The sequence below is a fragment of the Anaerobacillus alkaliphilus genome (genome assembly GCF_004116265.1).
In the GTDB taxonomy this organism is placed as follows: domain Bacteria; phylum Bacillota; class Bacilli; order Bacillales; family Anaerobacillaceae; genus Anaerobacillus; species Anaerobacillus alkaliphilus.
Genome location: NZ_QOUX01000047.1, coordinates 241,122 through 263,747 on the forward strand (window position 1 = coordinate 241,122; position 22,626 = coordinate 263,747).

The 22,626-nt window shown below is 35.8% G+C and carries 24 protein-coding genes and 2 pseudogenes; 23 read left to right on the top strand and 3 right to left on the bottom strand.

All coding sequences use genetic code 11. From position 1 onward, the window contains the following. Nucleotides 1–118 precede the first annotated feature (118 nt). From DS745_RS21515 to DS745_RS21560, 10 genes are all read left to right on the top strand, one after another. Nucleotides 119–1,009 carry an acyl-ACP desaturase gene (locus DS745_RS21515; protein WP_129080303.1) on the top strand — a complete coding sequence of 297 codons (891 nt, stop codon included), beginning with the start codon at nucleotides 119–121 and terminating at the stop codon, nucleotides 1,007–1,009. 375 nt (nucleotides 1,010–1,384) lie between these two features. Continuing rightward, nucleotides 1,385–1,630: a helix-turn-helix transcriptional regulator gene (locus tag DS745_RS21520; RefSeq protein WP_129080304.1), complete on the top strand. Its 246-nt coding sequence runs from the start codon at nucleotides 1,385–1,387 to the stop codon at nucleotides 1,628–1,630. Beyond that, nucleotides 1,620–1,970, top strand: coding sequence for a DUF2178 domain-containing protein (locus tag DS745_RS21525; protein ID WP_129080305.1), 351 nt, complete (start codon nucleotides 1,620–1,622; stop codon nucleotides 1,968–1,970). The genes DS745_RS21520 and DS745_RS21525 overlap by 11 nt, the downstream gene beginning before the upstream one ends. A gap of 317 nt (nucleotides 1,971–2,287) precedes the next feature. Next, nucleotides 2,288–2,476, top strand: a complete 189-nt coding sequence (locus DS745_RS21530) for a hypothetical protein (protein ID WP_129080306.1) — start codon at nucleotides 2,288–2,290, stop codon at nucleotides 2,474–2,476. 14 nt (nucleotides 2,477–2,490) lie between these two features. After that, the gene (locus DS745_RS21535) at nucleotides 2,491–3,096 is read left to right on the top strand and encodes an FMN-binding negative transcriptional regulator (protein ID WP_129080307.1); all 606 of its coding nucleotides are present in this window, start codon (nucleotides 2,491–2,493) and stop codon (nucleotides 3,094–3,096) included. Nucleotides 3,097–3,286: 190 nt separating this feature from the next. Then, a complete protein-coding gene (locus DS745_RS21540; protein ID WP_129080308.1) occupies nucleotides 3,287–4,429 on the top strand; it encodes a serine hydrolase domain-containing protein in 1,143 nt (380 codons plus the stop codon). A gap of 602 nt (nucleotides 4,430–5,031) precedes the next feature. Beyond that, nucleotides 5,032–6,069 (top strand): LacI family DNA-binding transcriptional regulator, encoded by a 1,038-nt coding sequence (locus DS745_RS21545; protein WP_129080309.1) that lies wholly within the window; start codon nucleotides 5,032–5,034, stop codon nucleotides 6,067–6,069. Between the two features lie 22 nt (nucleotides 6,070–6,091). Then, a complete protein-coding gene (locus DS745_RS21550; protein WP_129080310.1) occupies nucleotides 6,092–6,547 on the top strand; it encodes a VOC family protein in 456 nt (151 codons plus the stop codon). Between the two features lie 17 nt (nucleotides 6,548–6,564). After that, on the top strand, nucleotides 6,565–7,413 hold the full coding sequence (locus tag DS745_RS21555; protein WP_129080311.1) for an NAD-dependent epimerase/dehydratase family protein: 849 nt from the start codon (nucleotides 6,565–6,567) through the stop codon (nucleotides 7,411–7,413). A gap of 16 nt (nucleotides 7,414–7,429) precedes the next feature. Further along, nucleotides 7,430–8,461 carry an NADH:flavin oxidoreductase/NADH oxidase gene (locus DS745_RS21560; RefSeq protein ID WP_129080312.1) on the top strand — a complete coding sequence of 344 codons (1,032 nt, stop codon included), beginning with the start codon at nucleotides 7,430–7,432 and terminating at the stop codon, nucleotides 8,459–8,461. 156 nt (nucleotides 8,462–8,617) lie between these two features. On the opposite strand, the gene DS745_RS21565 is transcribed toward DS745_RS21560, so the two are convergent. Together DS745_RS21565 and DS745_RS21570 are read right to left on the bottom strand one after the other, a co-directional pair. Next, the gene (locus DS745_RS21565; RefSeq protein ID WP_129080313.1) at nucleotides 8,618–8,815 is read right to left on the bottom strand and encodes a DUF1272 domain-containing protein; all 198 of its coding nucleotides are present in this window, start codon (nucleotides 8,813–8,815) and stop codon (nucleotides 8,618–8,620) included. Between the two features lie 65 nt (nucleotides 8,816–8,880). Next, entirely contained in the window at nucleotides 8,881–9,444 is a 564-nt protein-coding gene (locus tag DS745_RS21570) for a cysteine hydrolase family protein (protein ID WP_129080314.1), read from the bottom strand. A 146-nt stretch (nucleotides 9,445–9,590) separates the two neighbouring features. Between DS745_RS21570 and DS745_RS21575 the strand changes: the two genes are divergently transcribed. From DS745_RS21575 to DS745_RS21585, 3 genes and pseudogenes are all read left to right on the top strand, one after another. Further along, nucleotides 9,591–10,013: an Lrp/AsnC family transcriptional regulator gene (locus DS745_RS21575; RefSeq protein WP_129080315.1), complete on the top strand. Its 423-nt coding sequence runs from the start codon at nucleotides 9,591–9,593 to the stop codon at nucleotides 10,011–10,013. A gap of 100 nt (nucleotides 10,014–10,113) precedes the next feature. Continuing rightward, nucleotides 10,114–10,486 (top strand): annotated as a pseudogene (locus DS745_RS21580) (SRPBCC family protein). Further along, nucleotides 10,487–10,829: pseudogene (locus DS745_RS21585) on the top strand (ArsR/SmtB family transcription factor). A gap of 315 nt (nucleotides 10,830–11,144) precedes the next feature. Here the strand turns inward: DS745_RS21585 and DS745_RS21590 are convergent. Further along, a complete protein-coding gene (locus DS745_RS21590; RefSeq protein WP_196121299.1) occupies nucleotides 11,145–11,576 on the bottom strand; it encodes a hypothetical protein in 432 nt (143 codons plus the stop codon). 421 nt (nucleotides 11,577–11,997) lie between these two features. Here DS745_RS21590 and DS745_RS21595 point away from each other — a divergent pair, with 421 nt between their 5' ends. The 10 genes from DS745_RS21595 to DS745_RS21640 all read left to right on the top strand — a co-directional run bounded on the left by DS745_RS21595 (nucleotide 11,998) and on the right by DS745_RS21640 (nucleotide 22,407). Beyond that, complete coding sequence (locus DS745_RS21595; protein WP_129080316.1) at nucleotides 11,998–12,468, top strand: SRPBCC family protein; 471 nt, start codon at nucleotides 11,998–12,000, stop codon at nucleotides 12,466–12,468. 59 nt (nucleotides 12,469–12,527) lie between these two features. After that, nucleotides 12,528–12,899, top strand: a complete 372-nt coding sequence (locus DS745_RS21600) for an iron chaperone (RefSeq protein WP_129080317.1) — start codon at nucleotides 12,528–12,530, stop codon at nucleotides 12,897–12,899. A gap of 549 nt (nucleotides 12,900–13,448) precedes the next feature. Further along, a complete protein-coding gene (locus tag DS745_RS25280; protein ID WP_241657901.1) occupies nucleotides 13,449–13,691 on the top strand; it encodes a hypothetical protein in 243 nt (80 codons plus the stop codon). Nucleotides 13,692–14,077: 386 nt separating this feature from the next. Continuing rightward, a complete protein-coding gene (locus DS745_RS21610; protein WP_161568344.1) occupies nucleotides 14,078–14,548 on the top strand; it encodes a DinB family protein in 471 nt (156 codons plus the stop codon). A gap of 187 nt (nucleotides 14,549–14,735) precedes the next feature. Continuing rightward, the gene (locus DS745_RS21615) at nucleotides 14,736–15,053 is read left to right on the top strand and encodes a hypothetical protein (protein ID WP_129080319.1); all 318 of its coding nucleotides are present in this window, start codon (nucleotides 14,736–14,738) and stop codon (nucleotides 15,051–15,053) included. Between the two features lie 389 nt (nucleotides 15,054–15,442). Next, nucleotides 15,443–16,423, top strand: coding sequence for a tRNA dihydrouridine synthase (locus DS745_RS21620; RefSeq protein ID WP_129080320.1), 981 nt, complete (start codon nucleotides 15,443–15,445; stop codon nucleotides 16,421–16,423). Between the two features lie 456 nt (nucleotides 16,424–16,879). Next, nucleotides 16,880–17,503, top strand: a complete 624-nt coding sequence (locus DS745_RS21625) for a TetR/AcrR family transcriptional regulator (RefSeq protein WP_129080321.1) — start codon at nucleotides 16,880–16,882, stop codon at nucleotides 17,501–17,503. 14 nt (nucleotides 17,504–17,517) lie between these two features. Continuing rightward, nucleotides 17,518–18,429, top strand: coding sequence for an ABC transporter ATP-binding protein (locus tag DS745_RS21630; protein ID WP_129080322.1), 912 nt, complete (start codon nucleotides 17,518–17,520; stop codon nucleotides 18,427–18,429). Between the two features lie 4 nt (nucleotides 18,430–18,433). After that, entirely contained in the window at nucleotides 18,434–20,056 is a 1,623-nt protein-coding gene (locus DS745_RS21635; RefSeq protein WP_129080323.1) for an ABC transporter permease, read from the top strand. A 428-nt stretch (nucleotides 20,057–20,484) separates the two neighbouring features. Then, nucleotides 20,485–22,407, top strand: a complete 1,923-nt coding sequence (locus DS745_RS21640) for an ABC1 kinase family protein (protein ID WP_241657902.1) — start codon at nucleotides 20,485–20,487, stop codon at nucleotides 22,405–22,407. Nucleotides 22,408–22,626 lie beyond the last annotated feature (219 nt).

Consider the following 22,626-nt stretch of genomic DNA (forward strand, 5'->3'; position numbering starts at 1 on the left):
ATAATAACGAAGCCTCACAATATCATTTTGTCGCAGATTGTGTTCTCTTACATTATATTTAAGTACACTTTTTGCCCATAATGATTTTAGTCACTCATTTAACTAAAAGGAGAGAATAATGTTAACTAATCATTTAGATTTCAGACTGGAACCAAAATTACTTGAACTGTATGAAATACATAAAGAAAGATCTGAAAAAATAGACTGGGGTTACCATGACTATCTCCCTTGGGATAAGGCCCAAGACTTTCGCAGGGTCCCATGGGATGAAAGTCAGGTTACCTTGCCAAATGGTATTATTACGGCAGTTGAAACGGCGTTGTTAACAGAAGTGAATTTGCCGTGGTTTACTTCACATTTAGAACAAACCTTTAAAGGTTCATTGTCGGTTATTCGTGATTTTGTTCATACCTGGACTGCTGAGGAAGACCAGCATTCGAACCTTCTTGAGACATACTTACTAATTACACGGAATGTAGATCCAAAACGCTTACATCAACTTCATAAGCAAACGGTAGAAATGGGCTGGAGTCCAGATTATGAAACACCTTTTGAAACGATGGTCTATACCTCATTGCAGGAATTGGCCACAATGGTGTTTTATAATAATGTCGCAAAAGAAGCGAAACTATATGATAAAGACCTAGACATCTTATTAAAGAGACTGGCGAAGGATGAAACTCTGCATTACGCCTTTTACCGTGATGTCATTAAGTACCATTTAGAATTAGAGCCGAACTATTGTTATTACTTAGGGAAGGTCATTATGAACTTTCAAATGCCAGGTACGGTTATGCCAGATTTTGAGGATCGCATGGCTATCATTGCGAAAGAAGCAAACTATGGTCCACTCGAATACTTTGACCAAGTTTTAGAGGCGATTATTGAATATTGGGAAATTGAAAAACTTAGACCCATCGCCCCAGAAGCTGAGAAAGCAAGATTGGAAATCCTTGAATATCACCGAAGAATGAAACGGATTAGAGATCGGTTTTATAATAGAAAGTAAAATCGTCAAAGACAGAAAAAAGTAACCGTCCAGCCCCCAGACAAAGGTTAGGATGATTACTTTTTTCATTATCTAGAACTTTGGACACGGATGTAATTGCTTGACCGGACGTTAGCGCGTTCGGTCATTTTTCATTCTGTGTTGTATTACATTACTTATACACAAATGATTTTTCAAATAATCCTATGTACGCTTTTAATACCAATAACCACAAATTACAGCTGAACGATATGTTAACCTGACGATTATCAACTTTCTGCTTACTTGCTCTTGTTAAGTAAAATAAACCAAACAAAAATAAAGTTATTTAACTATTTTGTAAAAGTTTACTTTACTTTTTGTAAAAAGTTGGTTTATAATATATAACAAGAGGTGATGGTTTTGAAGAAAGATTTTGGTGATTCGATATCAAATAAGGTTTATGAACATCGTGTACTTGCGAGAATGTCTCAGCAAGAATTAGCAGAGAAAGTCGGGGTATCCAAACAAACCATTTTCGTAATGGAAAAAGGAAATTATGTTCCGACTCTGCTGTTAGCTTTTCGAATTGCAGAATTTTTTAAGGTTGATGTAAACGATATTTTCACTTATGAGAAAGGAAATGATCAAAATGGAAATTAAGTCTATCGCAGATATCCCTAACTCAATTTTTTACCCTCTAAAGTCCTGGGCTGAACTATCTACGGGAAATTGGAATATTCTAATTGGAGTTGGTTTTTTACTGCTTATTGGTAGTGCGATTTTTGCTTATGTATTTTATAAGAAGATTGGGAAAGATGACGAACGGACAAATAAAATCTTCTTGAAAAGCTCTTACTGTGTGTTGTGGGCGATTATTCTATGTGACATAATTTTTCCGAAAGACTATATGTGGAATATTTTTTTCTTGTTCAAGTACGCGCTAGCATTTTTAGCTGGTGGGATATACTTGGCCATTCAATATAGAAAGGATTTTTCATAGGAATGATGAGGATACTCGTCTATGGAAGGAGGATTAGACAAAGGTGATAAATATGCTAACTAAGCGATACGGTAGTTCGATAGTTCAATGGAAATGATGCCTAACCCCGACAGTGCGGTAGTTCTTTGTTACGTCGAGGGGCAGGCTCCTTTATCAGGGTTGTTTAATTGATCTCATAGTCATCGTCAAAGACAGAAAAAAGTAACCATCCTTCGATGCCTGACCAAAGGATTGGGATAGTTACTTTTTTCTACAGTTATTTTTGGTCACCCGCTCTTCATGCGGAGACTATTAAGGATAGAAGAGGGGAGTTTGTTATGACGGTTTTGTTCAAAAAGTGCACACTGGAAGATCTAGGACAACTTCGGGAGATTAGTATTGAAACGTTCAACGAAACATTTAAAGATCAGTATTCACCAGAAAATATGAGAGCTCAAACTGGAGCCCATTCATTTTATATGGGCGATGAAGAGCAAGGTGACTTTATCATGACCAAAACAATTTAGAAAGGTGGATTTGTGTGTATATCCCTTCTTATTTTAAAATCACCGACGAAACCATGATTTACGATGTGATGAAAGAATATAGCTTTGCGACTCTATTTTCCGGGCACGAAGGTATGCCAGTTGCAACTCATTTACCGTTACTCTTGAACGCGGACCATACATACTTATATGGACACTTTGCTCGTCCGAATAAACAGTGGAAAGATATCAAAGATCAGACGGTTCTAGCTGTTTTCCACGGTCCTCATTGTTACATTTCCCCATCTTGGTATGAGACGAACCAGGCAGTACCAACATGGAATTATGTCACCGTTCATGTTTATGGAGAAATTGAGTTAGTTGAAGATGAAGACGAGGTAATGAGATCATTACAAGATATGGTGTTGAAATATGAAGCTCCTGACAGCTCATACCAATTGCAGGAGGTAGATCCTGAGTACCTCGCTGGTTTAAACAAAGGGATTCAAGGATTTAAGATGAAAATTAATAGAGTAGAAGGGAAAGCGAAGTTAAGTCAAAACCATTCAGTGGAACGAAAAGAGCTGGTGATTGAGCAATTAGAGCAATTTCCGCAAAATACAGATGAGCAAAAAATTGCATCATTAATGAAGAGAATTTGAAAAAAGACAACGGGACAGGTACGTCTTCTTAGTTGTGATTGAAAGGGATAGTGAACCTTGGTCTTCTAGTTGTTAAATTTCATAATTTACTGTAATTTCTAAGAGACAGACAATATTGGCAGTACTATTAAAATATTTTCTCGCAAAAATATCGTTGATAAAAAACTATCAAATAGGAGGCACGATTCTAGTGGAAGGTTTAGAAAGGTTACGCCCATTACTTAAGAGTTTTGTGGAGAAAGGCCCTGCTGGTTGCGCTTTAACGGTAACTCATCATGGTGAGCAATTGTTTGAGGAGTATGTTGGCTTAGCAGATGTAGAATCCAATAGATCTATAGGACCAGAAACAATCTATCGAATTTTTTCAATGACTAAAATTGTTACTTGTACAGCTGCTTTAATGTTATATGAACGTGGCTTATTTTTATTAGATGATCCGCTTGAAGAGTATTTACCGGAGTTCAAGAATGCCCAAGTATATCGTAGAGATAAAGAGGGAGGAATTTATACAACGCCGTCTACCAGGCCGATCCTTATAAAAGATCTTTTTACAATGACTTCAGGTCTTACTTATGGCGGTCGAAATGACGAGACGGAAATTCAAGTTCAAAAAGTTCTAGCCTCGGGTGAAGGTATGACTTTGCGAAACATGTCAAAAACACTTGCATCGATCCCTCTAGCTTTTGATCCTGGCACAGAGTGGCGTTATTCCTTTAGTCACGATGTTTTAGGTGCATTAATTGAAGTGGTATCTGGAAAGACGCTAGGTCAATTTTTTAAGGATGAAATTTTTGATCCACTAGATATGAAAGATACTTTTCATCGGATCCCACAAGACAGAGTTGAGCGTTTATGTAGTTTGTATAATTACACTACCAGTGGATTAACTAAAAACATAGCTTTTGATAGGGATCACCAATCAGATGCAAGTTTTGAAGGTGGTGGGAGTGGTTTATTATCGACAATAGGGGATTATAGTAAATTCGCTCATATGCTAGCAAACGGCGGAGAATTGAACGGTGTTCGCATCTTAGGGAAAAATACGATTCAATTAATGGCTACCAATCATTTAAGTTCAGAACAATTAACCAACTATAATTGGCCATTTCTATCAGGCTACGGATATGGTTTGGGTGTTCGAGTAATGATGGACCCTACCGTAGCAGGAATAAATAGTACTCTTGGTGAATTCGGGTGGTGTGGGTTAGCCGGAACATGGGTTTTAATTGACACAAAAGAGAAATTATCCGCTGTTTATATGCAGCAAATGATGCCAAACTTTGAAGCGTATCACCAACCAAGAATACGAAATGTAATTTACGGGGCGCTCTAGAGAAAGTCTTAAAGCCGTCACTTCACTTTTGACGGCTTTTTACAATTAGGAAGACAAGGGGATAGGTTCTGTGTCTTATTGGTCTTAAAAATCAAATAGAGTTAAATGGAATGCAATTAGATTTGAGAAATGAAAAAAGTTGTTAAGAGGCAGAGAAGATTGTAGCGGACACAGGAGCCGTTATTTTACCGATTTTCTTAGTTTTTGAGTTTTCGCGGACACAGATGCACTTATTTCACCTAAAACACTGTATTTTTAGTAGATTTAGAGGAAATAGCGTACCCTGTGGCCGCGAAAATTGAAAAAGAGCTATTTTAAGAGAAATAACGTCCTCTGTGTCCTCTTAATAAATAATTTGAAACAACATAACATAATCCTTGGGAACTAATAAGTTGACTTTAATAACTATTAAGATTATAGTTTGTTTAATAAAAAATTGAAACGGTATAAGACTCTTATTTTTTTGGACTAAAATAAACACGTGTTCACAATAATGAAATGACTTAATTGCCTATTCTTCTTTGGTTGATGCAAGGAAAGCATATTTTTTTTGAAATTGTAAACACGTGTTCACGATTACTTTTTTTCGGAAAGGAAGTGATATGAGAGTGAGAGAAATAAATAGCACAGAAATCGCAAAATTAGCAGGCGTCTCTAGAAGTACTGTTAGTAGGGTGATAAATAATTACCCCAATGTACCGCAAAATACAAGAGAAAAAGTATTGAAGGTAATAAAAGAAAACAATTATTATCCCAATTTATTCGGTCAAGTTTTAGCAGGAGCAAAGACTGGTACTATTGTATTAATAACAATTGACGACGGAATTATATCAAGTGACCCCATACATACTTACTTAATTACTCGTGTAATTGAGACTGCAGCAGATTATGGTTACTACGTTTTAACTATGGTAATTAGAGATAGTAAGTCTCAAAGATCGAAGGACAAAATTAAGGAAGTTTTTCACCAAAGAAGAGTCGACGGTGGAATCGTCATGGGAGTAAACAAAACAGAAGAGTTTGTTGAAGAGTTAGTAGAAGAAGGCTTTATTATCGGGATATTAGATCAGGAGGCTTCTTTACGAGGAGAGTCTAATCGAATTACGTATGGATTTCCGAATAAACAAAGTGCTTCCATGGCAACAGAATATTTAGTTCGTTTAAATCACAGAAACATAGGTGTTATAAACGGTAATATGAACCGATTAGCAGGTATAAAGCGGTACGAAGGTTTTGTTGAGGTCATGAAGAAATACGGCTTAACTATTAGACAGGAATGGGTTTTACCTGGTGATTTCAATAAACAAAGCGGCTACAATGCTATGGTAAATCTATTAGTACGTGGAGTTGAGTTACCTACTGCGATTTTCACGGTAAACGATAGTGTGGCGTTGGGTGCCTTAAAGGCGTTAGAGGAATTTTCTGTTTCGGTACCTGACGACATATCGATCATTGGTGTGGATAATCATTTGTTAAGCGAATACAGTACTCCGGCTCTCACTACAGTAAAGGTAGATTTTGAGGAAATTATCGAGTCGCTCACTGTGCATGTGATTAAAACGATACTGGGTGAAAAAATGGATAAAGTACCTAAAATGAATTTGGAATTACTAGTAAGAGATTCTTGTAAAAAAATTTAATAAAAACAGGGAGGAATTATTAATGAGTAAAGGTGTATTAGGCACAAATGTTGTGGCACAAGTAGGGATTATTGTAAAGGATATTGAAAAAACGTCTCAAGCTTTTGCGGATTTTTTTGGAGTAGAAAAGCCGCCAGCAAATCCAACAGATCCTCTAGATAAGACGCAAACAAGATATAAAGGGCAGCCAACAGAGGCCCGAGCAAAGTTGGCATTCTTTGATATGGGATCTTTACAGCTTGAATTGATCGAACCTGATGAGCATCCTAGTACTTGGAGAGAACATTTAGATACTCATGGCGAAGGGGTTCATCATATAGCCTTTGTGGTAAAAGATATGAAAGAAACAGTTGCTAAAATGGAAGCTGAAAATATGCCTTTAGTTCAAAAAGGAGAATATACTGGCGGAAGATATGCTTATATGGAAACCTTTAAAGATTTAAAAGTGATGCTTGAATTGTTAGAAAACGATAATTAATATGGAGGGTTTATAAAATGAAAAAGATAGTAGTAACAGGTGGAAGTGGTTTACTAGGTTCAGCGGTAATTAAAGAATTTTTAGAACATGGGTATGAAGTCATTAATGCTGATATTAAGCATCCACAAGAGGCACTCTGCAGGACAGTTATAACAGACTTAACGAATCTGGGTGAAGTATATGGGGTATTGGCTGGGGCTTACGCAGTGGTTCATCTTGCAGCTATTCCGGTTGCGTATTCACATCCTAATGAAGTAACGTTTCAAAATAATGTTATGTCCACTTATAACATTTTAGAAGCGGCAGGCAATTTAGGAATTAAAAAAGCGGTAATCTCTTCAAGTGAGTCTTCGTATGGTATTTGTTTTTCAAGCCAAAGGTTAACACCTCAATATGTACCAATGGATGAGGAACACCCGCAATTGCCGGATGAAAGTTATGGTTTATCTAAGATTGTCAATGAAAAAACAGCTGATATGATCCACCGTAGAACGGGAATGCAGGTAGTATCATTCCGTTTAGGAAATGTTATAACTCCTGAGATGTATAAGAATTTTCCAGGATTTATCCATGATCCACAACAGAGAAATACCATTTTGTGGAGTTACATTGATTCACGAGATGCAGCGACTGCTTACCGATTAGCTGTTGAGGCAGAGGGTCTTGGTTCTGTTGCCCTTAATATAGGAGCGGATGAAACAAGTATGGATATTGAGAGTAAACAACTAATGGAACTATGTTTCCCGGATGTAAAAGACTTTAGAAAAGATATAACAGGCTTTGATCCCCTGTTAAATACTGATAAGGCTAAGAAGCTTTTAAATTGGAAGCCAGTTCATAAATGGAGAAATTATGTAAACCTATAATGATCAAAAAGGAGAAATTTGCATGAATTTGATGACACCTTTTTCATATAAAGGACTTGAGCTGAAAAATAAAATCCTGATGCCGCCCATGTGCCAATTCCAAGTAACAGCCAAGGATGGAATACCAAATGAATGGCACTATGTTCATTATGTCAGTAGGGCAATTGGCGGAGCAGGATTAATTATCATCGAAATGACAGATGTTGAACCTGATGGACGCATTACAGATAGAGATTTGGGGATATGGTCAGACTCTCATATTGAGCCCTTCAGGAGAATTATCGAACAATGCCATCAATATGGAGCAAAGGTTGCTATCCAAATTGCACATGCAGGCCGTAAAGCAGAAGACGCAGCGGTACCTGTTGCACCTTCTGCGATACCGTACTCTGAAGAATCAAAAGTTCCACGCGAACTAACCGTAGATGATATCCATAGATTAATTGACCAGTTTCGAGCTGCTACAAAAAGAGCAATTGCGGCTGGAGTGGATACGATTGAATTGCACGGTGCACATGGGTATTTGTTGCATCAATTTCAATCACCGTATATTAATCACAGGGAAGATGAATATGGTAAGGATCTGGCTCGATTCGGAGTGGAGGTTATTCAGGCAATGAAAGCTGAAATGCCAGCAGAAATGCCTTTAATCATGCGGATTTCTGCGACAGAGTATGTCGAAGGAGGGTATGACATCAATTATGCGCTGCAACTATGCGAAAGGTATAAGGAAGCTGGTGTCGATATCTTTCATGTTTCAACAGGAGGGGAAGGCCCGGTTTTGAGCATGTTTAACACCGGTCCAGGATATCAGGTCAAATATGCAGAGCAAATTCGAAAGCAATTAAATATCCCTGTAATAGCCGTAGGTGCTCTTGACAATCCAGATTTTGCCAACAGTGTCATTCAGGAGGAAAAAGCAGATCTGGTTGCTGTAGGAAGAGGTATGTTGCATGACCCATATTGGGCTCATCATGCTGCTGTTAAGTTAGGCCAAGAGACTCAAGCCCCAGGAGTTTATCAAGATCATATGAAACAAAGAGTTTAGATCTAGAAGGTGCCAGACCCCCAGTGCGGTAATGCTTTACTACGCTGAGGGGCTGGCTCTTTTTTCTATTGCTTGAAGAAAGAAACCATAGGAGAGTTCTATGAGCCGTATTGAGTGTAGGTGGCAGAGAAAAGGTGCCATAGTAACGTATACACTTTACTTAGAAGTGATGGGGCAAGTTCCACTAGGTTTAGGGCGTCTAACCAACTCCCCTCCGCAATTGGGGCAGATGTAATTCATATTTTCTGTGCAAGTTTCACAAAAAGTACATTCGTGAGTACAAATATAAGCATTGGTTTCTATTGATATGTTTATTTCACAAGCTTCACAAGACTTTCTCATTTCTAATCCCATCTATTACGTTCTCCTTTTTTTGTTCATTTTTACTTAGTACACAACAACAAAGTTCCAATTTAATTTTAAAATAGAGTTACTATTTCTTCTGTGTTTTTAATAATTGCAAATTCCTCATGCAAATTTGCCAAAGTCATCTCATGTATTTTCTCGGCAGATAATGTTTCCCCATTGAGACTCTGCCTATCAAAAGTTGCAGTCGCATCTGAAACTAAAATAGGATTAAAACCAAGATTACCGGCCATACGAGTTGTTGTATCAACACAGTGGTTAGTGGTCAAGCCCGTTATAACAATGTTAGTGCAATTGTTTTCCCTTAATGTTTCTTCAAGGTTAGTACCAATAAAAGCACTATTAACACTTTTGGTAATAATAAGATCCTTTGGCAGAGGTTTAATCATTTCCTTGAATTCACTTGTTGCGCTTTTATAGTAGAAAAGAGATTCTTTATTTTTTGATAAGTGTTTAACATAGATGACTAATCTTTGTTTTACATTCCAATACTCTATTAGCTTTTTGATATTTTGTTCAGCAAAAGGATTATTTCTCTTTCCCCATCTCGAGTCGTCAAAAGCGTTTTGGACATCGATTACCATTAACGGGACGTTATCATCATGTGGCTTTGTCATAGTCATTACCTCCATTGATTTAATAAGGTAATTGTAATAGATTTACTTTCCTTTTTTACATAGAATTATTATTGTATTTTTATTAAAATATTTAATAAATTAAGTTTTTTATAGGCTTTCACTTTAAAAATGAAGGGAGCTTTAGTATGGATGAAATTGACAAGAGAATTTTGATTGAATTGCAAGAGAATGCACGCATATCAATTACAGATCTAGGGAAAAAAATTGGGCTATCAACACCGGCAACAAATGAGAGGGTAAAAAAATTAGAGGAAAGGGAAGTTATTCAAGGGTATCGAGCTAGTATTAATCCAGAAAAAGTAAACAAGCATGTTACGGCTTTTATACTTTATGATACAAAGAAATGTAAGGAGTTTAGAGAGTTCTGCATTGAGCATCCAAGTGTAATAGAGTGCCATAGGCTAGCTGGACAATTTAGTTATTTAGTAAAGGTAGTAACAGAAACAGTTCACACTCTTGAGGACTTTATAGACGAATCAATGGTCTATGGACAACCCTCATCATTAATTAACCTATCATCACCGGTCAAGAATAAACCTATTGCTTAAAAGACAAGGGAAGACAAGGGGACAGGTACAGTGTTTTAATGGGGTTGAAACAAATGGAGTTAAATGGCATGCATCGCAAACAGTAGTTTTTGAAGCACCTATACAAAAAGTTTGGGATACGGTGTCAACTTCTGAAGGTATTGCATCTTGGTTTATGCCAAATGATTTTGAACCTAAAGTTGGCCATGAATTCCATGTACAATCACCATTTGGTCCATCTCCTTGTAAAGTTTTAGAAGTGGATGAACCGAACAAAATATCGTTTTTCATGGGATACAGACGGATGGGTCGTTTCTTTCCTACTAAAAGACTTGGGTGAAAAAACAGAGTTTACACTTATACATAGTGGCTGGAAAGCCCCTGATACTGTTCTTCCAAAAGCCAATGAGAAAAGTTCTGTTATTCGTGAAAGAATGGATCATGGTTGGGTTGGGATTGTTAATGAAGGACTTCGAAAGGTTGTTGAAGGATAAGTGACTGTAGCAAAGCATGATGTCTTTCAAGCTATTGCTGATCCAACTAGAAGAGAGGTTTCTCCGCTTACTAGCCAACAACGAATTAGCAATCTCTGAAATCACATCACATTTTTCGATAAGTCGAACAGCCATAGCAAAACACCTTCATATACTTTCCGAAGCTAATTTAGTCAGCGGAAAAAAAGTAGGAAGAGAAAAAATTTATCATTTGCAACCAGAACCGTTAACAGAAGTAAAACAATGGCTTGCTTATTATGAACAATTTTGGAATAACAAGCTGTCGATGCTAAAACATGTGGTTGAAAATGATAATGAAGATGGTTTTATAGGACGTGAATAATGGTTTTTAACCGTAATTTACAAGTGGTGTTTCGAAATAACGGGTTCGGTTTTCAAGTACAAAATAAAAAGAAGTAATTTATAAAAGGGAAGCTAATTAACACTAATTAGCTTCCCATTTTTTTTGTTATATCACATACTAATTAATAGTTGTCTATTGTGTAGGAGAAAGTATTTAAAGTACCTGGTAAAGATGGTGCCAATTGGCTTTACTAAATTTACTACTAATTAAAACTAGAATTTTTTTTCGGCTCAATCTATTGGTTACAATTTTCCCTTCAAAAAAACAAACAAAAATTTAATAGTGAACAACACTTTAAGAAATAAAATATGCTGCTATAAATGGGCTAACGAAAATACTTATATAGACTAATGTAATCCAAGGTTGATAATCAATGTACATTTCTTTAAAAGTCATATACCAAGGATGTTTTATTAGCACCCATCCAATATAATCAACAACAATTGTAATGATTGTCCAACTAATTGCTATCACTAGCACTTCTTGATATAAATTGGTTGGATTAACTTGAACCAAATAAATGTATGAAAATATCGGAAATAAAAATATATTATACAAAGGGTGATAAGGTTCGGTTTTTTTATACGCTAAAACCTTGGAAGCCTTTGTTCCCTTTGGGCTTTCCATTTTTAAAACTTTCCAATTAAAAATCGTATGTAATATACCTACTATTGTTATTAGTACATATACAACAGAAAGCCATACCAATGATAAACCTATACTCAAAAATTCTCCCCTTTTATTACCCTTTTTACAAAGACAATGTAGCTCACATCTATATATTAACATAAATATCCAGTAACCCTGTAACATTTTCAGAAAAATTAAAAAAGCAGAGGAAATACCAATTCCCTTGCTAATTTCAATGTTATTTGTTGTCGATATTCTTGTTATTTTTACATACTAATTCGACTGTGAAATGTGGTTTTGTACCTCAAAACTAAACCCGTTAGTTTCAATAGTGTTTTTTACTTTTTAGATACTACTTAAGTAATGAGCGAATCCTACGCAAGCAATTGAGAGGCTATTACCTAACAAGTAGCGAGCAGAGAACTCTAAACCTTATTGGACATTTTCCATTTCATGTTGTTAAACTAGAAAAGTAGTATTAAATCATTTATAAAACAGTAAAAAGGAGGTAGCTTTCATGAGTAACTATGGAAGACTCCATGAAAAAGAAGGTAGATTTGTTTTAGTTTTTAAACGCAACTTTCCGTTTAGTGCTGAACAAGTATTTCGTTATATAACGGATCCTCAGTATTTCACTCAGTGGTATCCATTTGCAACTGGAGAAATGGATCTTAGTATTGGTGGAAAGATAAAGTTTGATGATGGAGAAGGGTCAATCTATGAGGCCGTTGTTACCGAATTCATTCCTCCACATTCCTTTTGTTTTCGGGAAGTTGATGATTTGGTAGAGATCAGCATAGATAAGGTTGATCAAGGGTGTACTTTGACGTTTAGCCATACGTTTGATGATCGAGCAATGGCGATTTATACTGCTGCAGGATGGCATAGATGCTTGGATGTTCTTGGTCAATTAATTCATGGTCGTAGAATTGAATGGGAAGATAATGCACTTGAATTACGTGAATACTATGAAATAAAGTTTGATTAAAAAATTAGGTAACTTACATATTTGTTAGAGGTATCATAACTTAGTTTGGAGGGAACAAAATGGAAGGTTTTTCTGAATTTTTAGCGGGAATTGACGACCCATTCCACCGAGAAAGAACGGAAGAAGTGCTTACTTGGATAAAAAATAAGTATCCAAATCTAAACACAGAAATCAAATGGAAACAACCGATGTTTACGGATCATGGTACATTTATTATTGGCTTTAGTGTATCTAAGAAGCATTTAGCTGTCGCCCCTGAAAGCGTGACAATCACTCATGTAGAGGATGATATTGTGAAGGCTGGATATGACTACACTAAGGAGCTGATACGTATCCCTTGGAATGGTCCAGTTGATTACAACCTACTAGAGAAAATGATTGAGTTTAATATTCTGGACAAGGCAAACTGTTCTACCTTTTGGCGGAAATAAAAAATGCATTTTCAGTTTTGAAGGTATGGGGTACGAGTGTCCGTTTAATTTGAGAAAAAGGTGCCTGACCCCTAATGTACCAGTGCGAAATATAAGTATCCAAAGTTAAACACAGAAATCAAGTGAAAACAACCGATGTTAACGGACCAAGGTACATATATATTATTGGCTTTAGTGTATAGGGCGTTATTAATGATAGCAAACTGATAATTATTAATTACTACTAATTATCAGTTCGCTCATTCGATAACTAAGTCTAGAGTGAAAATTCACTAAAGAATGCTTAAGTTGAATTAGAAATACGAAAAAACAATTGGTTGCTGGGTAGGAAGGAACTGGTTTAGATTAGCCATCAAGAGACGGTTGCTTTTAAAGCGATCGTCTTTTCTTATTTGACATATACTGCATAAGAAAATGTCCTTTTTGAATATGTATTAAACCTTTGAAGACAATATAGCTTGTACATGCAAATGTAAATACTAGTAAGTGTGAGATCATGCATATTTTTTAAGCTTTATTTAAAAGATTTTAAAGAGGGGGTTTATTTCAATGAAAAATCAATGGTTAATTAATGTTGCAATGGTGATAATCTCTTGGTTATCTTTACCTATTTTGGGTTGGCGTAATATAAAAAGGTTTCTTCCAGCCGCGATTCTTGTTGGACTTTTAGAAGTATGGAATGTTCAGATTGCTAAAAAGCAAAAATGGTGGGTTTTCCATAATAAGCCGAATTCATATATTGCAGGAGAATTTCCTTTTAATATTGGTCCGTTTTTAGTGGGTTCGATGTGAATATTAAAGTGTACGTATGGAGATTTCAAAAAATTTATATTACTTAATACGGTGATAGACGGGTTCTTTGCTTTTATTGTAACAAGGGCGATGAGAAAATTAAAAGTTGCTCAACTTGTTCGAATAAACCATTTTCAATTCTTTGTCTATCTCTTTTATAAAGCATTTTTCTTATATGGATTTCAATACTTGTTCGATAAAAGAAAATAATTTACATCATTTTTATGTAAGTTATCGTGAGTTATGTAACGATACTCTTTACGGTTGTGGGGGGCATGCATGATTGTTGCTCTTGAGTCATGGCGAGACTATATAAGCATATACATTGCAAACTAATTGTGAGAGCATCTATACTTATGATAATAATTTCGAGGAGGAAAAGTAGAATGAGTAAAGCTAAAGTATTTTTAGATAGTTGGTTGCGTCATCGTCTAGTTACAAATGACATTATTGAAATGGTCACAGATAAAGACCTTGATTTCAAACCTTGGGAAGGTGCGATGTCCCTAAAGGAGCTTACATTACATATCGTCCAATCTGGGGATATATTTGTTCGAGCAACACAGCTTGGAGCTGTTGAAAAGCCGTCGGAAGTACAGGAGATTACTACTGCTGAGGAGTTAAAACAAGTAGTTCGTAACTTAACAGCAAATTCACAAAGCAATCTTGAAAGCTTAACAGATGAACAATTGGACAATCTTATTGATGTAACAAACCTGTTTGGAACTCATTTACCAGGACATGTTTTATTAAATATGATGAGAGATCATGAAATTCATCACAAAGGTCAGCTATTTATTTACGCTCGAATGATCGGCCTTGAGAACTTACCTCTGTTTGTTAAACATCAATTGTAGGTCTGTTGACTTAAAAGAGAGTAAAATTAATAGTGCATTGCGTTAACGACAAGAGCAGTTACCTAAGTAATTGCTCTTGTTATTTTTTTAGAATGTAAATTGATTTGTGATATGCTTGCACACGAATTTTCAGGTGGTAAATACACTTATAAAATAGTATAATTTGTTGATTAAAGAGGTGATTAACTTGATAGAAGAAAGATTGGATAAAATTGAAGATATGCTCGCTCAATTAATAACAATGGTAGGTAAGTTAAGTGTTGAGCAGCAAGAAATGAAGAAGGAACAACAAGAAACGAAGAAAGATATGCAAGAAATGAAGAAGGAACAACAACAAATTAAGACACAGCTAAATGAAATTGAACAAAAAAGTGAAACAAGACATGAACAGATGATTGAACGTTTACAAGTTATTGATAGAGATAAGGATTTCATTTGGGAAAAAACTGTTCAAAATGAAAGAGAAATTGGAAATCTTAAAAGACTCTTTGAGCAAACCCCGTAAGAACTATATGTTAAACCTCACATATTACTAAATTTCACTCGTTGAACAGTATTCGGTCATATCGCATACTGGTGGACTACAAAAAATTTCCCACTAAACTCGTAATCCGTATATAGTCTATTATTTGGTTTACTTAGAATGGCAATACAATTCCTCTTTTTTCAACCACCATTTTCGAAACAATACATAATTTTAAGTTTGATCCTAGGTCTTTATTTTTTGCCGTTTTGTATATGTCAATCAAGGGTTTTAACAGAATAATTCGGTTCAGTTTGATAAAAAGTGCTCACACATGGTATAAATGTAGAAGAAGTTTGTACATGTAGCTATTTAATTTTGGGATAAGGATTTGGTTTAATATCCCATAGTGAGAGGATTGGAATTTAATTATGAAAGAAAATTTTTGGCGTGATTTACCACGACCTTTTTTTATACTTGCACCAATGGAAGAAGTGACGGATGTTGTTTTTCGCCATGTAGTAAGTGCGGCAGCGAGACCTGATGTGTTTTTTACAGAGTTTGCAAACAGCGAGAGTTATTGTCACCCTGAGGGAAACAAAAGTGTACGTGGTCGCTTGACGTTTACAGAGGATGAACAACCAATTGTCGCCCATATCTGGGGAGATAATCCGGATAACTTTCGTCGAATGAGTATTGGTATGGCCGAACAGGGGTTTAAGGGTTTGGATATCAATATGGGCTGTCCTGTACCTAATGTGGCACGGCATGGAAAGGGAAGTGGCCTAATCCTTCGTCCAGAAGTTGCTGCTGAATTAATTCAAGCAGCAAAAGTAGGGGGATTGCCTGTAAGTGTCAAGACTAGGCTTGGGTTCACGGAACTAGACGAATGGCGCGAGTGGCTGACACATATTTTAAAACAAGAAATCGTCAATCTTTCCATTCATCTACGGACAAGAGAAGAGATGAGCAAAGTAGATGCTCATTGGGAGTTAATTCCGGAGATTAAGAAACTTCGGGACGAGGTAGCACCGGATACACTCTTGACGATCAATGGCGATATCCTCGATCGTCAAACTGGCTTGATGCTTGCCAACCAATATGGTGTTGATGGGGTTATGATCGGCCGTGGGATTTTCCATAATCCATTTGCTTTTGAAAAAGAGCCGAGAGAACACAGTAGTAAGGAGTTACTTGATCTTTTACGATTGCATATGGATCTTCATGATAAATACTCTGGATTAGAGCTACGTCCGTTTAGGGCACTTCATCGCTTTTTTAAGATCTATGTTAAAGGGTTTCCAGGGGCAAGTGACTTAAGAAATCGCCTAATGAACACAAAGTCAACAGATGAAGTACGTGAAATGATTGATCAATTTGCATCAAAAAGTTTTGTTGGTGAGGTAGAATAGTATTTACACAGGGGCTGACCCCTCATCATCATAGTTCTAATATATTTTATTAAGATTAAAATGCCATGCATGTAGATGGAAATCCTACGTCGGGTTAATAGCTAAGCAGTTAATAGGCTGGTGTGAAGTCGGTATACAACCGAATTCATACCAGCCATTTTTTGCTTTATATGTTCAATTTACAAATAAAGAACGCACATGGTGAAGAGCATGATTTACTTTTGTTAATAAGAAAGATGTGAAACAACAGAATAAATCAGCATAGTAAATTTCAAAGTCTAGTTTATTTTTGAATGAAAATAAAAAAATTAAAAGAAGCGTGTGTATTGCTTCTTTATCTTTTACACACTCTTTTTAAATGATGACTTAAAATTTTTAAGCTACCTTGTCCAAAGTGGTCAATCATTATATCTTTGTATAGCCGGTGCTAATTTAAAAAGAAGGGGCGTGATAATAATGAATACTAAATTTTTTGAGATCGATCCAATTAAACAACGAAAGATAGTAAATGCTGCTATGAGAGAGTTTGCGCATAAGGGGTATAAAAAGGCTTCTACAAATGAGATTGTAAAAGATTCTGGTATTTCAAAGGGGCTTCTCTTTCATTACTTTAGAAATAAAAAAGAGTTGTATTTATATTTGTTTGATAGAGCAGTGGAAATTGCAAATGAAGAGTTTTATGCAGGAATTAAATTTACGGAGACGGATGTAATAAAAATATGGCGTAAGATGGCTTTGTTAAAGTTTAACTTGATGCGTCAATTTCCTGAGATCATTAATTTTATCATGTCCGCTTATTTTGAAGAAGCAGAAGAAGTAGTAGTTGAACTGCAAGGTAGAAAAGAGCATTTTAATCCTGCAAAAGTAAATGACCTTTTTATAAACATTGATGCATCAAAATTTAGAGAAGATCTAGAAGTGGACAAAGTCTTACAAGTGATTACTTGGACAATGGAAGGCGTTATTGAACAAGAGAGGAATAAGGCAAAGGATCTGCCAATTGAAAACTATAATCTGGATGAAACGATAGAAAAGATCGATCACTGTTTAGATGTGTTAAAAGACTGCTTTTATAAATAGAAGGAGATGGGGAAATGTCTGTACTAGAATTAAAAAACGTATCAAAGAAGTTCGGAAACTTTGTTGCTTTGGATGGAGTGAACTTAGAATTAAATCAAGGGGAAGTATTAGGATTTATTGGACCTAATGGAGCTGGGAAATCGACTACTATTCGCGTTATCCTCGGGTTATTAAGAAAAACGGGGGGTGAAGCGAAATTATTCGGCAAGGATCCGTGGGTAGATGCTGTTGACCTTCATAAACGTTTGGCATATGTCCCAGGGGATGTCCATTTATGGCCGAATTTAACTGGTGGAGAAGTTATTGATCTGTTTGGCAAATTAAGAGGGAGTATGAATACGAAACGCAGGTCAGAGCTACTTGAGCGTTTCGATCTTGATCCAAGAAAAAAATGTAGAACCTATTCAAAAGGCAACAGACAAAAAGTAGCGCTTATTTCTGCCTTTGCATCGGATGTCGACTTATTTATTTTAGATGAGCCGACATCAGGCTTGGACCCTTTAATGGAGATGGTTTTCCAAGATTGCGTTGCAGAAGCGAAAGCTAATGGGAAAACAGTGCTACTTTCTAGTCATATACTTGCTGAAGTAGAAAGACTATGTGACAGAGTCAGTATTATAAAGAAAGGAAAGGTTGTAGAAACGGGGACTTTGGGAGAGTTACGTCACTTAACTCGAACTGCTGTTACCGTTGAGACAGAGCGTGAAATTACCGGGTTACATGATTTACAGGGTGTTTTTGATGTATCAGTGAAGGGGAATAAAGCCCAATTTCAAGTCGATAATCAAAAGCTTGACTCGGTATTACGTCACCTGCTCCCATTCGAAATAAAGACAATAACAAGTACACCACCATCACTAGAAGATCTTTTTATGCGACATTACGATAATGAAATAAGTAGTACTCAGCAATCTGGTAGGGGGTGAAAGAATGCGAAAAGAGTTTAAAGGAACAGCTACTTTAACTTCTCTTGCTATTAAGCGGGACCGACTAAAATTATTTGCTTGGCTAACGGTGATTACGACCTTAGTTACTTCGGTAGGTATTGCTATGAGTGATTTAATGCCTACGCAAGAAGAAGTGTTAAAACAGGTTGTGGCTAGAGCAGAAAGCCCAGCAATTCGCTTATTTGATATACCTGCAGCGGGGCTTAGTCTAGAAGCTGCGATGTTGATGAGAAGTTCTATCCTAATTGGTATTATCATTCTATTAGTAAGTATGCAGATTGTTATACGTCACACTAGACAGAATGAGGAAACAGGACGAACGGAGATGATTAGTTCGACTGCGGTAGGTAAGTATTCTAGTTTAGCATCAGGATTAATTGTAACTGTTCTTTTTAATATATTAGTAGGAGTTGCGATTGCAGCATCGATGTTATTTAATAATTTTCAACTAGAGGGATCTCTATTAATTGGCTTAGCTTTTGCTGGGGTAGGGATTGCCTTTGCAGGTATTACGTCCATCGCAGTACAGCTATCTCAAACTTCTAGTGGTGCAGCTGGCATGGTTACTCTCACCTTTGGAGTACTCTTTTTGATCAGCTCTATCGGTAATGTACTAGGGGAGTTTAATAGAAATACCTTTGCTGTTGAAAGTCATTGGTTAGTATGGTTGTCACCGTGGGGCTGGCTTGGTCAAGTATATGCATTTCATGATAATAATTGGTGGATTCTTTTGTTATTCTGCATCCTGTTTTTTGCGACTGTATGTATTGCATTCTACCTAGTTACAAAAAGGGATGTTGGAATGGGATTATTTCCTGCCAAAAAGGGACCTGCCTTTGCTTCTAGAATGTTGTTAAGTCCATTTGGATTAATGTGGAGGCTTCAACGTAGGCTAATTCTTAGTTGGGTTGTTGCAATGTTTATCTTCGGAATGGTAATTGGTGCAATAGGTAATGAAATACGAGACATGGTATCAGGATTAAACGATAACCAACTGCTAGAAATGTTTGGTGGAAATCCAGATTTAGTTAGTTCCATCATGGCATCATTTGTTGCATTTTTAGCTACATTTGTGGCTGTGTATTTTGTATTGGCTATGTTAAGGATACGTCATGATGAAGTAGACGGATTTATGGAAGGAGTACTCGCTACGGCAGTTAGTAGATTTCATTTATTGATGAGTCAGCTTATTTGTGTCGGTTTAGGGTTAGGAGCCATTTTATTCTTTTTAGCATTAGGTGCTGCCATCACTGCTAAAGTGTCTACAGGTGATGCTATGCTTCAAACAATATTGGAAGTCACTTTATCTCAAGCTCCTGCCATTCTTACCATTGGAGCTTTTACAATTCTTATGATAGGGATTTTTCCAAAAGGTGCAATTGCTGTATCCATTGCTGCAGCCATGTTTAGTTTAATATCAGGTCCAATGTTTGGTACAATGCTTGGTTTACCAGAGGTAGTTCAAAACATTTCTCCATTCACTCATACGGTTATCGACCAATCAGGAAATCTAGATTGGAGATCTGGTTTAGGGCTAATGGTAATTGCATTACTATTTACAGCGTTTGGGGTTATTAGCTTTTGTCGCCGTAACTTATCTTTTTAAGTGCTGATAAAATATTTTAAATTAACTATATGAGTGAATTTCAAAAGCATATGTAGTTGCGAAAGGTTTAGCGCAACTACATATGCTATATTCGTGGCGAGAATATGGAATTATGAAATTCATTAATAGTAATAACCAATGTTAAATAAAGGTGCCTGTCCCTCGTTTTTGTATATTTATACAGTATAGGGGTAGGCATTTTTAGTGTCTAATTCGCCAGCTACTATAAGTAAAAAATACATTAGGTAAACGTAAAGCAAATAGCAAGATATAAAACAATAATTTGATTTTCTAGTTTAATTTTACACAGAGTTTACCAAGTATAAATGAGTATGTATGTTTGAATTTTTTATGGGGGAAACTTAGAGAAAATTAATGAAACCATAAAGATATGTTGAATTCGGCACTAAAGGAAGGATGTAAGAGATTTGCTGCAAGCACTAATTTTAATCATATTTTTTACATTTATTATTACACGGTTGATAGGTACGAGAGTTTCTAAAACAAAAGTATTTCTTGCGATATTCTTAGGCTTTTCTCTTACAGCAGTAGCTTATTTCTTTTTGTTTTTAAAAGATAGTCCAGAGCTAATATATGAATTTAATCCTTCAAACGGATTGTATATTCTATTTGTAATTATTACGACAATGTTCATAATTTTAATTTTTGAAATGCTTAGTAATCATTCAAAAGAAGAATCAGCTTCTACAATGGTTTTCTCATTAAGGAAAATTAGAAATTGGTTCAAAAGACAAAGAAGGTATCTTCAAGTTCTTACAATAGCAATGAAAAATAGCATATCTACCAAAAAAACATTTCGAAATAATCAAGAAAGTGTCGCTATTTCATTGCGTAAAACCCTTGAGGAGTGTGGTGGGGTCTTTATTAAATTTGGTCAAGTTTTATCCACAAGGACAGATTTATTACCATTAAACTTTATTGAAGAACTCTCTAAACTACAAGAAAACGTAAAGTATTTAACAAAGGCGGAAGTAGAGAATGTTTTAAACACAGAATTACCTGGAGCCATCGAGAATACATTTAAATCGTTTGATATGGAGCCAATTGCAGCTGCTTCAATTGGACAAGTTCATAGAGCTATATTAAAAAATTCAAATCAACAAGTCGTAGTAAAAATATTAAGACCAAATGTAACGAATAACTTAAAGATTGATTTAGATATATTAATCCGCTTTTCAAACACACTTTCCAAAAAGAGTGAGTTAGCAAGAAATATTGGTATGAAAAGCTTAGCAATAGGCTTTGCTGAAGCTATGTTAGAAGAGATTGATTTCAGAATTGAAGCAAGAAATTCTATACAAATCTCAGAAGCAATGAAGGACATGAAAACCAATGTAAAAGTACCCGTCATATATCAAGAAATTAGCACCTCTAAATTACTTGTTATTGAATATATAGAAGGGGTAACTGTAAAAAATGGAGTAGACATACTGGAAAAACTAAATATCGATAAAAGAGAGTTTCAAAAAGAGATTTTTGATACTATCCTTCAGCAGATTTTTACGAGTGGAGTCTTTCATGCTGACCCTCATCCTGGTAATGTTTATATTTTACATGATGGGCGTCCTGCTCTTATTGATTTCGGATCAGTGGGGAGACTAGGTACTATCCAACAAGCTGGATTTAAAAGATTGATGGTAGGGTTAAATAAAAAGAATGCGTACTTATTTATGGATGGGTTACTAGATTTAATAGAACCACATAGTAATATTAATAAATACCAATTAGAGCAAGCGCTAAGCCAATTTCTAATTAACAATACTTCTGATGCACAAAACACGGAACAAATCATCCACGATTTATTTGGTTTGATGAATGAGTTTGAACTGTCGTTTTATCCAATGGTAGCTGGTGCATTCCGCTCTTTAATTACGTTACAAGGAACATTGGAAATCATTGATGATAATTTTGATATTATGATTGAAGCTAAGAGATTTGCACAAGAACATATGAACATAATTAATAATAACCAGACACTACGGGAAGTGGCGTATAATGAAGCACTATCAATTATGCCAATTTTAACAAGAATTCCTCGAAAAATTGATGATTTAACAACGAAAATGGAAAATGGAAACTTGACTGTTAGGATTAATTTTTTTGGTGAGAAGGATAACGTGAAATATGTAAATTACATAGTAGCACAAATATTGACTTTACTTGCTGGAACTGCGTTTGGGGGTATATCAATAGGATTATTATCAGTTTCTAATCAAAAAAACCACAATATACTGCACTTCCTAGATGTATTTGCCTATTTAGGTTTAACATTAAGTGCTATTTTTCTAATAAGAGTTATGATTCAAGCTTTACGTAGATCAATAACCTAAATTAGGAATAATAAGTATTGGTACGTCTGAGGTGAGGCACCTTTTTCAAGAGTTTTTATTATGCAGTTAATTAGCTGGTGTGAAGGCGGTATAGAACCTATTCATACCAGCCATTTTTTTGCTTTATACGTTGACGTTTTTCTATTAAAATTTATTAATGCTGCCTGACGCCAGTGCGATAATACTTAACTACGTTGGGGATCAGTCACCTTTTTCAAA

Coding starts and splice junctions, on each gene's coding strand:
- DS745_RS21570 (WP_129080314.1), bottom strand. CDS start 9,444: ATGACAAAGCCACATGATGATAACGTCCCGTTAATGGTAATCGATGTC.
- DS745_RS21595 (WP_129080316.1), top strand. CDS start 11,998: ATGAGTAACTATGGAAGACTCCATGAAAAAGAAGGTAGATTTGTTTTA.
- DS745_RS21575 (WP_129080315.1), top strand. CDS start 9,591: ATGGATGAAATTGACAAGAGAATTTTGATTGAATTGCAAGAGAATGCA.
- DS745_RS21630 (WP_129080322.1), top strand. CDS start 17,518: ATGTCTGTACTAGAATTAAAAAACGTATCAAAGAAGTTCGGAAACTTT.
- DS745_RS21555 (WP_129080311.1), top strand. CDS start 6,565: ATGAAAAAGATAGTAGTAACAGGTGGAAGTGGTTTACTAGGTTCAGCG.
- DS745_RS21600 (WP_129080317.1), top strand. CDS start 12,528: ATGGAAGGTTTTTCTGAATTTTTAGCGGGAATTGACGACCCATTCCAC.
- DS745_RS21530 (WP_129080306.1), top strand. CDS start 2,288: ATGACGGTTTTGTTCAAAAAGTGCACACTGGAAGATCTAGGACAACTT.
- DS745_RS21515 (WP_129080303.1), top strand. CDS start 119: ATGTTAACTAATCATTTAGATTTCAGACTGGAACCAAAATTACTTGAA.
- DS745_RS21550 (WP_129080310.1), top strand. CDS start 6,092: ATGAGTAAAGGTGTATTAGGCACAAATGTTGTGGCACAAGTAGGGATT.
- DS745_RS21565 (WP_129080313.1), bottom strand. CDS start 8,815: ATGGGATTAGAAATGAGAAAGTCTTGTGAAGCTTGTGAAATAAACATA.
- DS745_RS21525 (WP_129080305.1), top strand. CDS start 1,620: ATGGAAATTAAGTCTATCGCAGATATCCCTAACTCAATTTTTTACCCT.
- DS745_RS21635 (WP_129080323.1), top strand. CDS start 18,434: ATGCGAAAAGAGTTTAAAGGAACAGCTACTTTAACTTCTCTTGCTATT.
- DS745_RS25280 (WP_241657901.1), top strand. CDS start 13,449: ATGAAAAATCAATGGTTAATTAATGTTGCAATGGTGATAATCTCTTGG.
- DS745_RS21625 (WP_129080321.1), top strand. CDS start 16,880: ATGAATACTAAATTTTTTGAGATCGATCCAATTAAACAACGAAAGATA.
- DS745_RS21545 (WP_129080309.1), top strand. CDS start 5,032: ATGAGAGTGAGAGAAATAAATAGCACAGAAATCGCAAAATTAGCAGGC.
- DS745_RS21610 (WP_161568344.1), top strand. CDS start 14,078: ATGAGTAAAGCTAAAGTATTTTTAGATAGTTGGTTGCGTCATCGTCTA.
- DS745_RS21520 (WP_129080304.1), top strand. CDS start 1,385: ATGGTTTTGAAGAAAGATTTTGGTGATTCGATATCAAATAAGGTTTAT.
- DS745_RS21620 (WP_129080320.1), top strand. CDS start 15,443: ATGAAAGAAAATTTTTGGCGTGATTTACCACGACCTTTTTTTATACTT.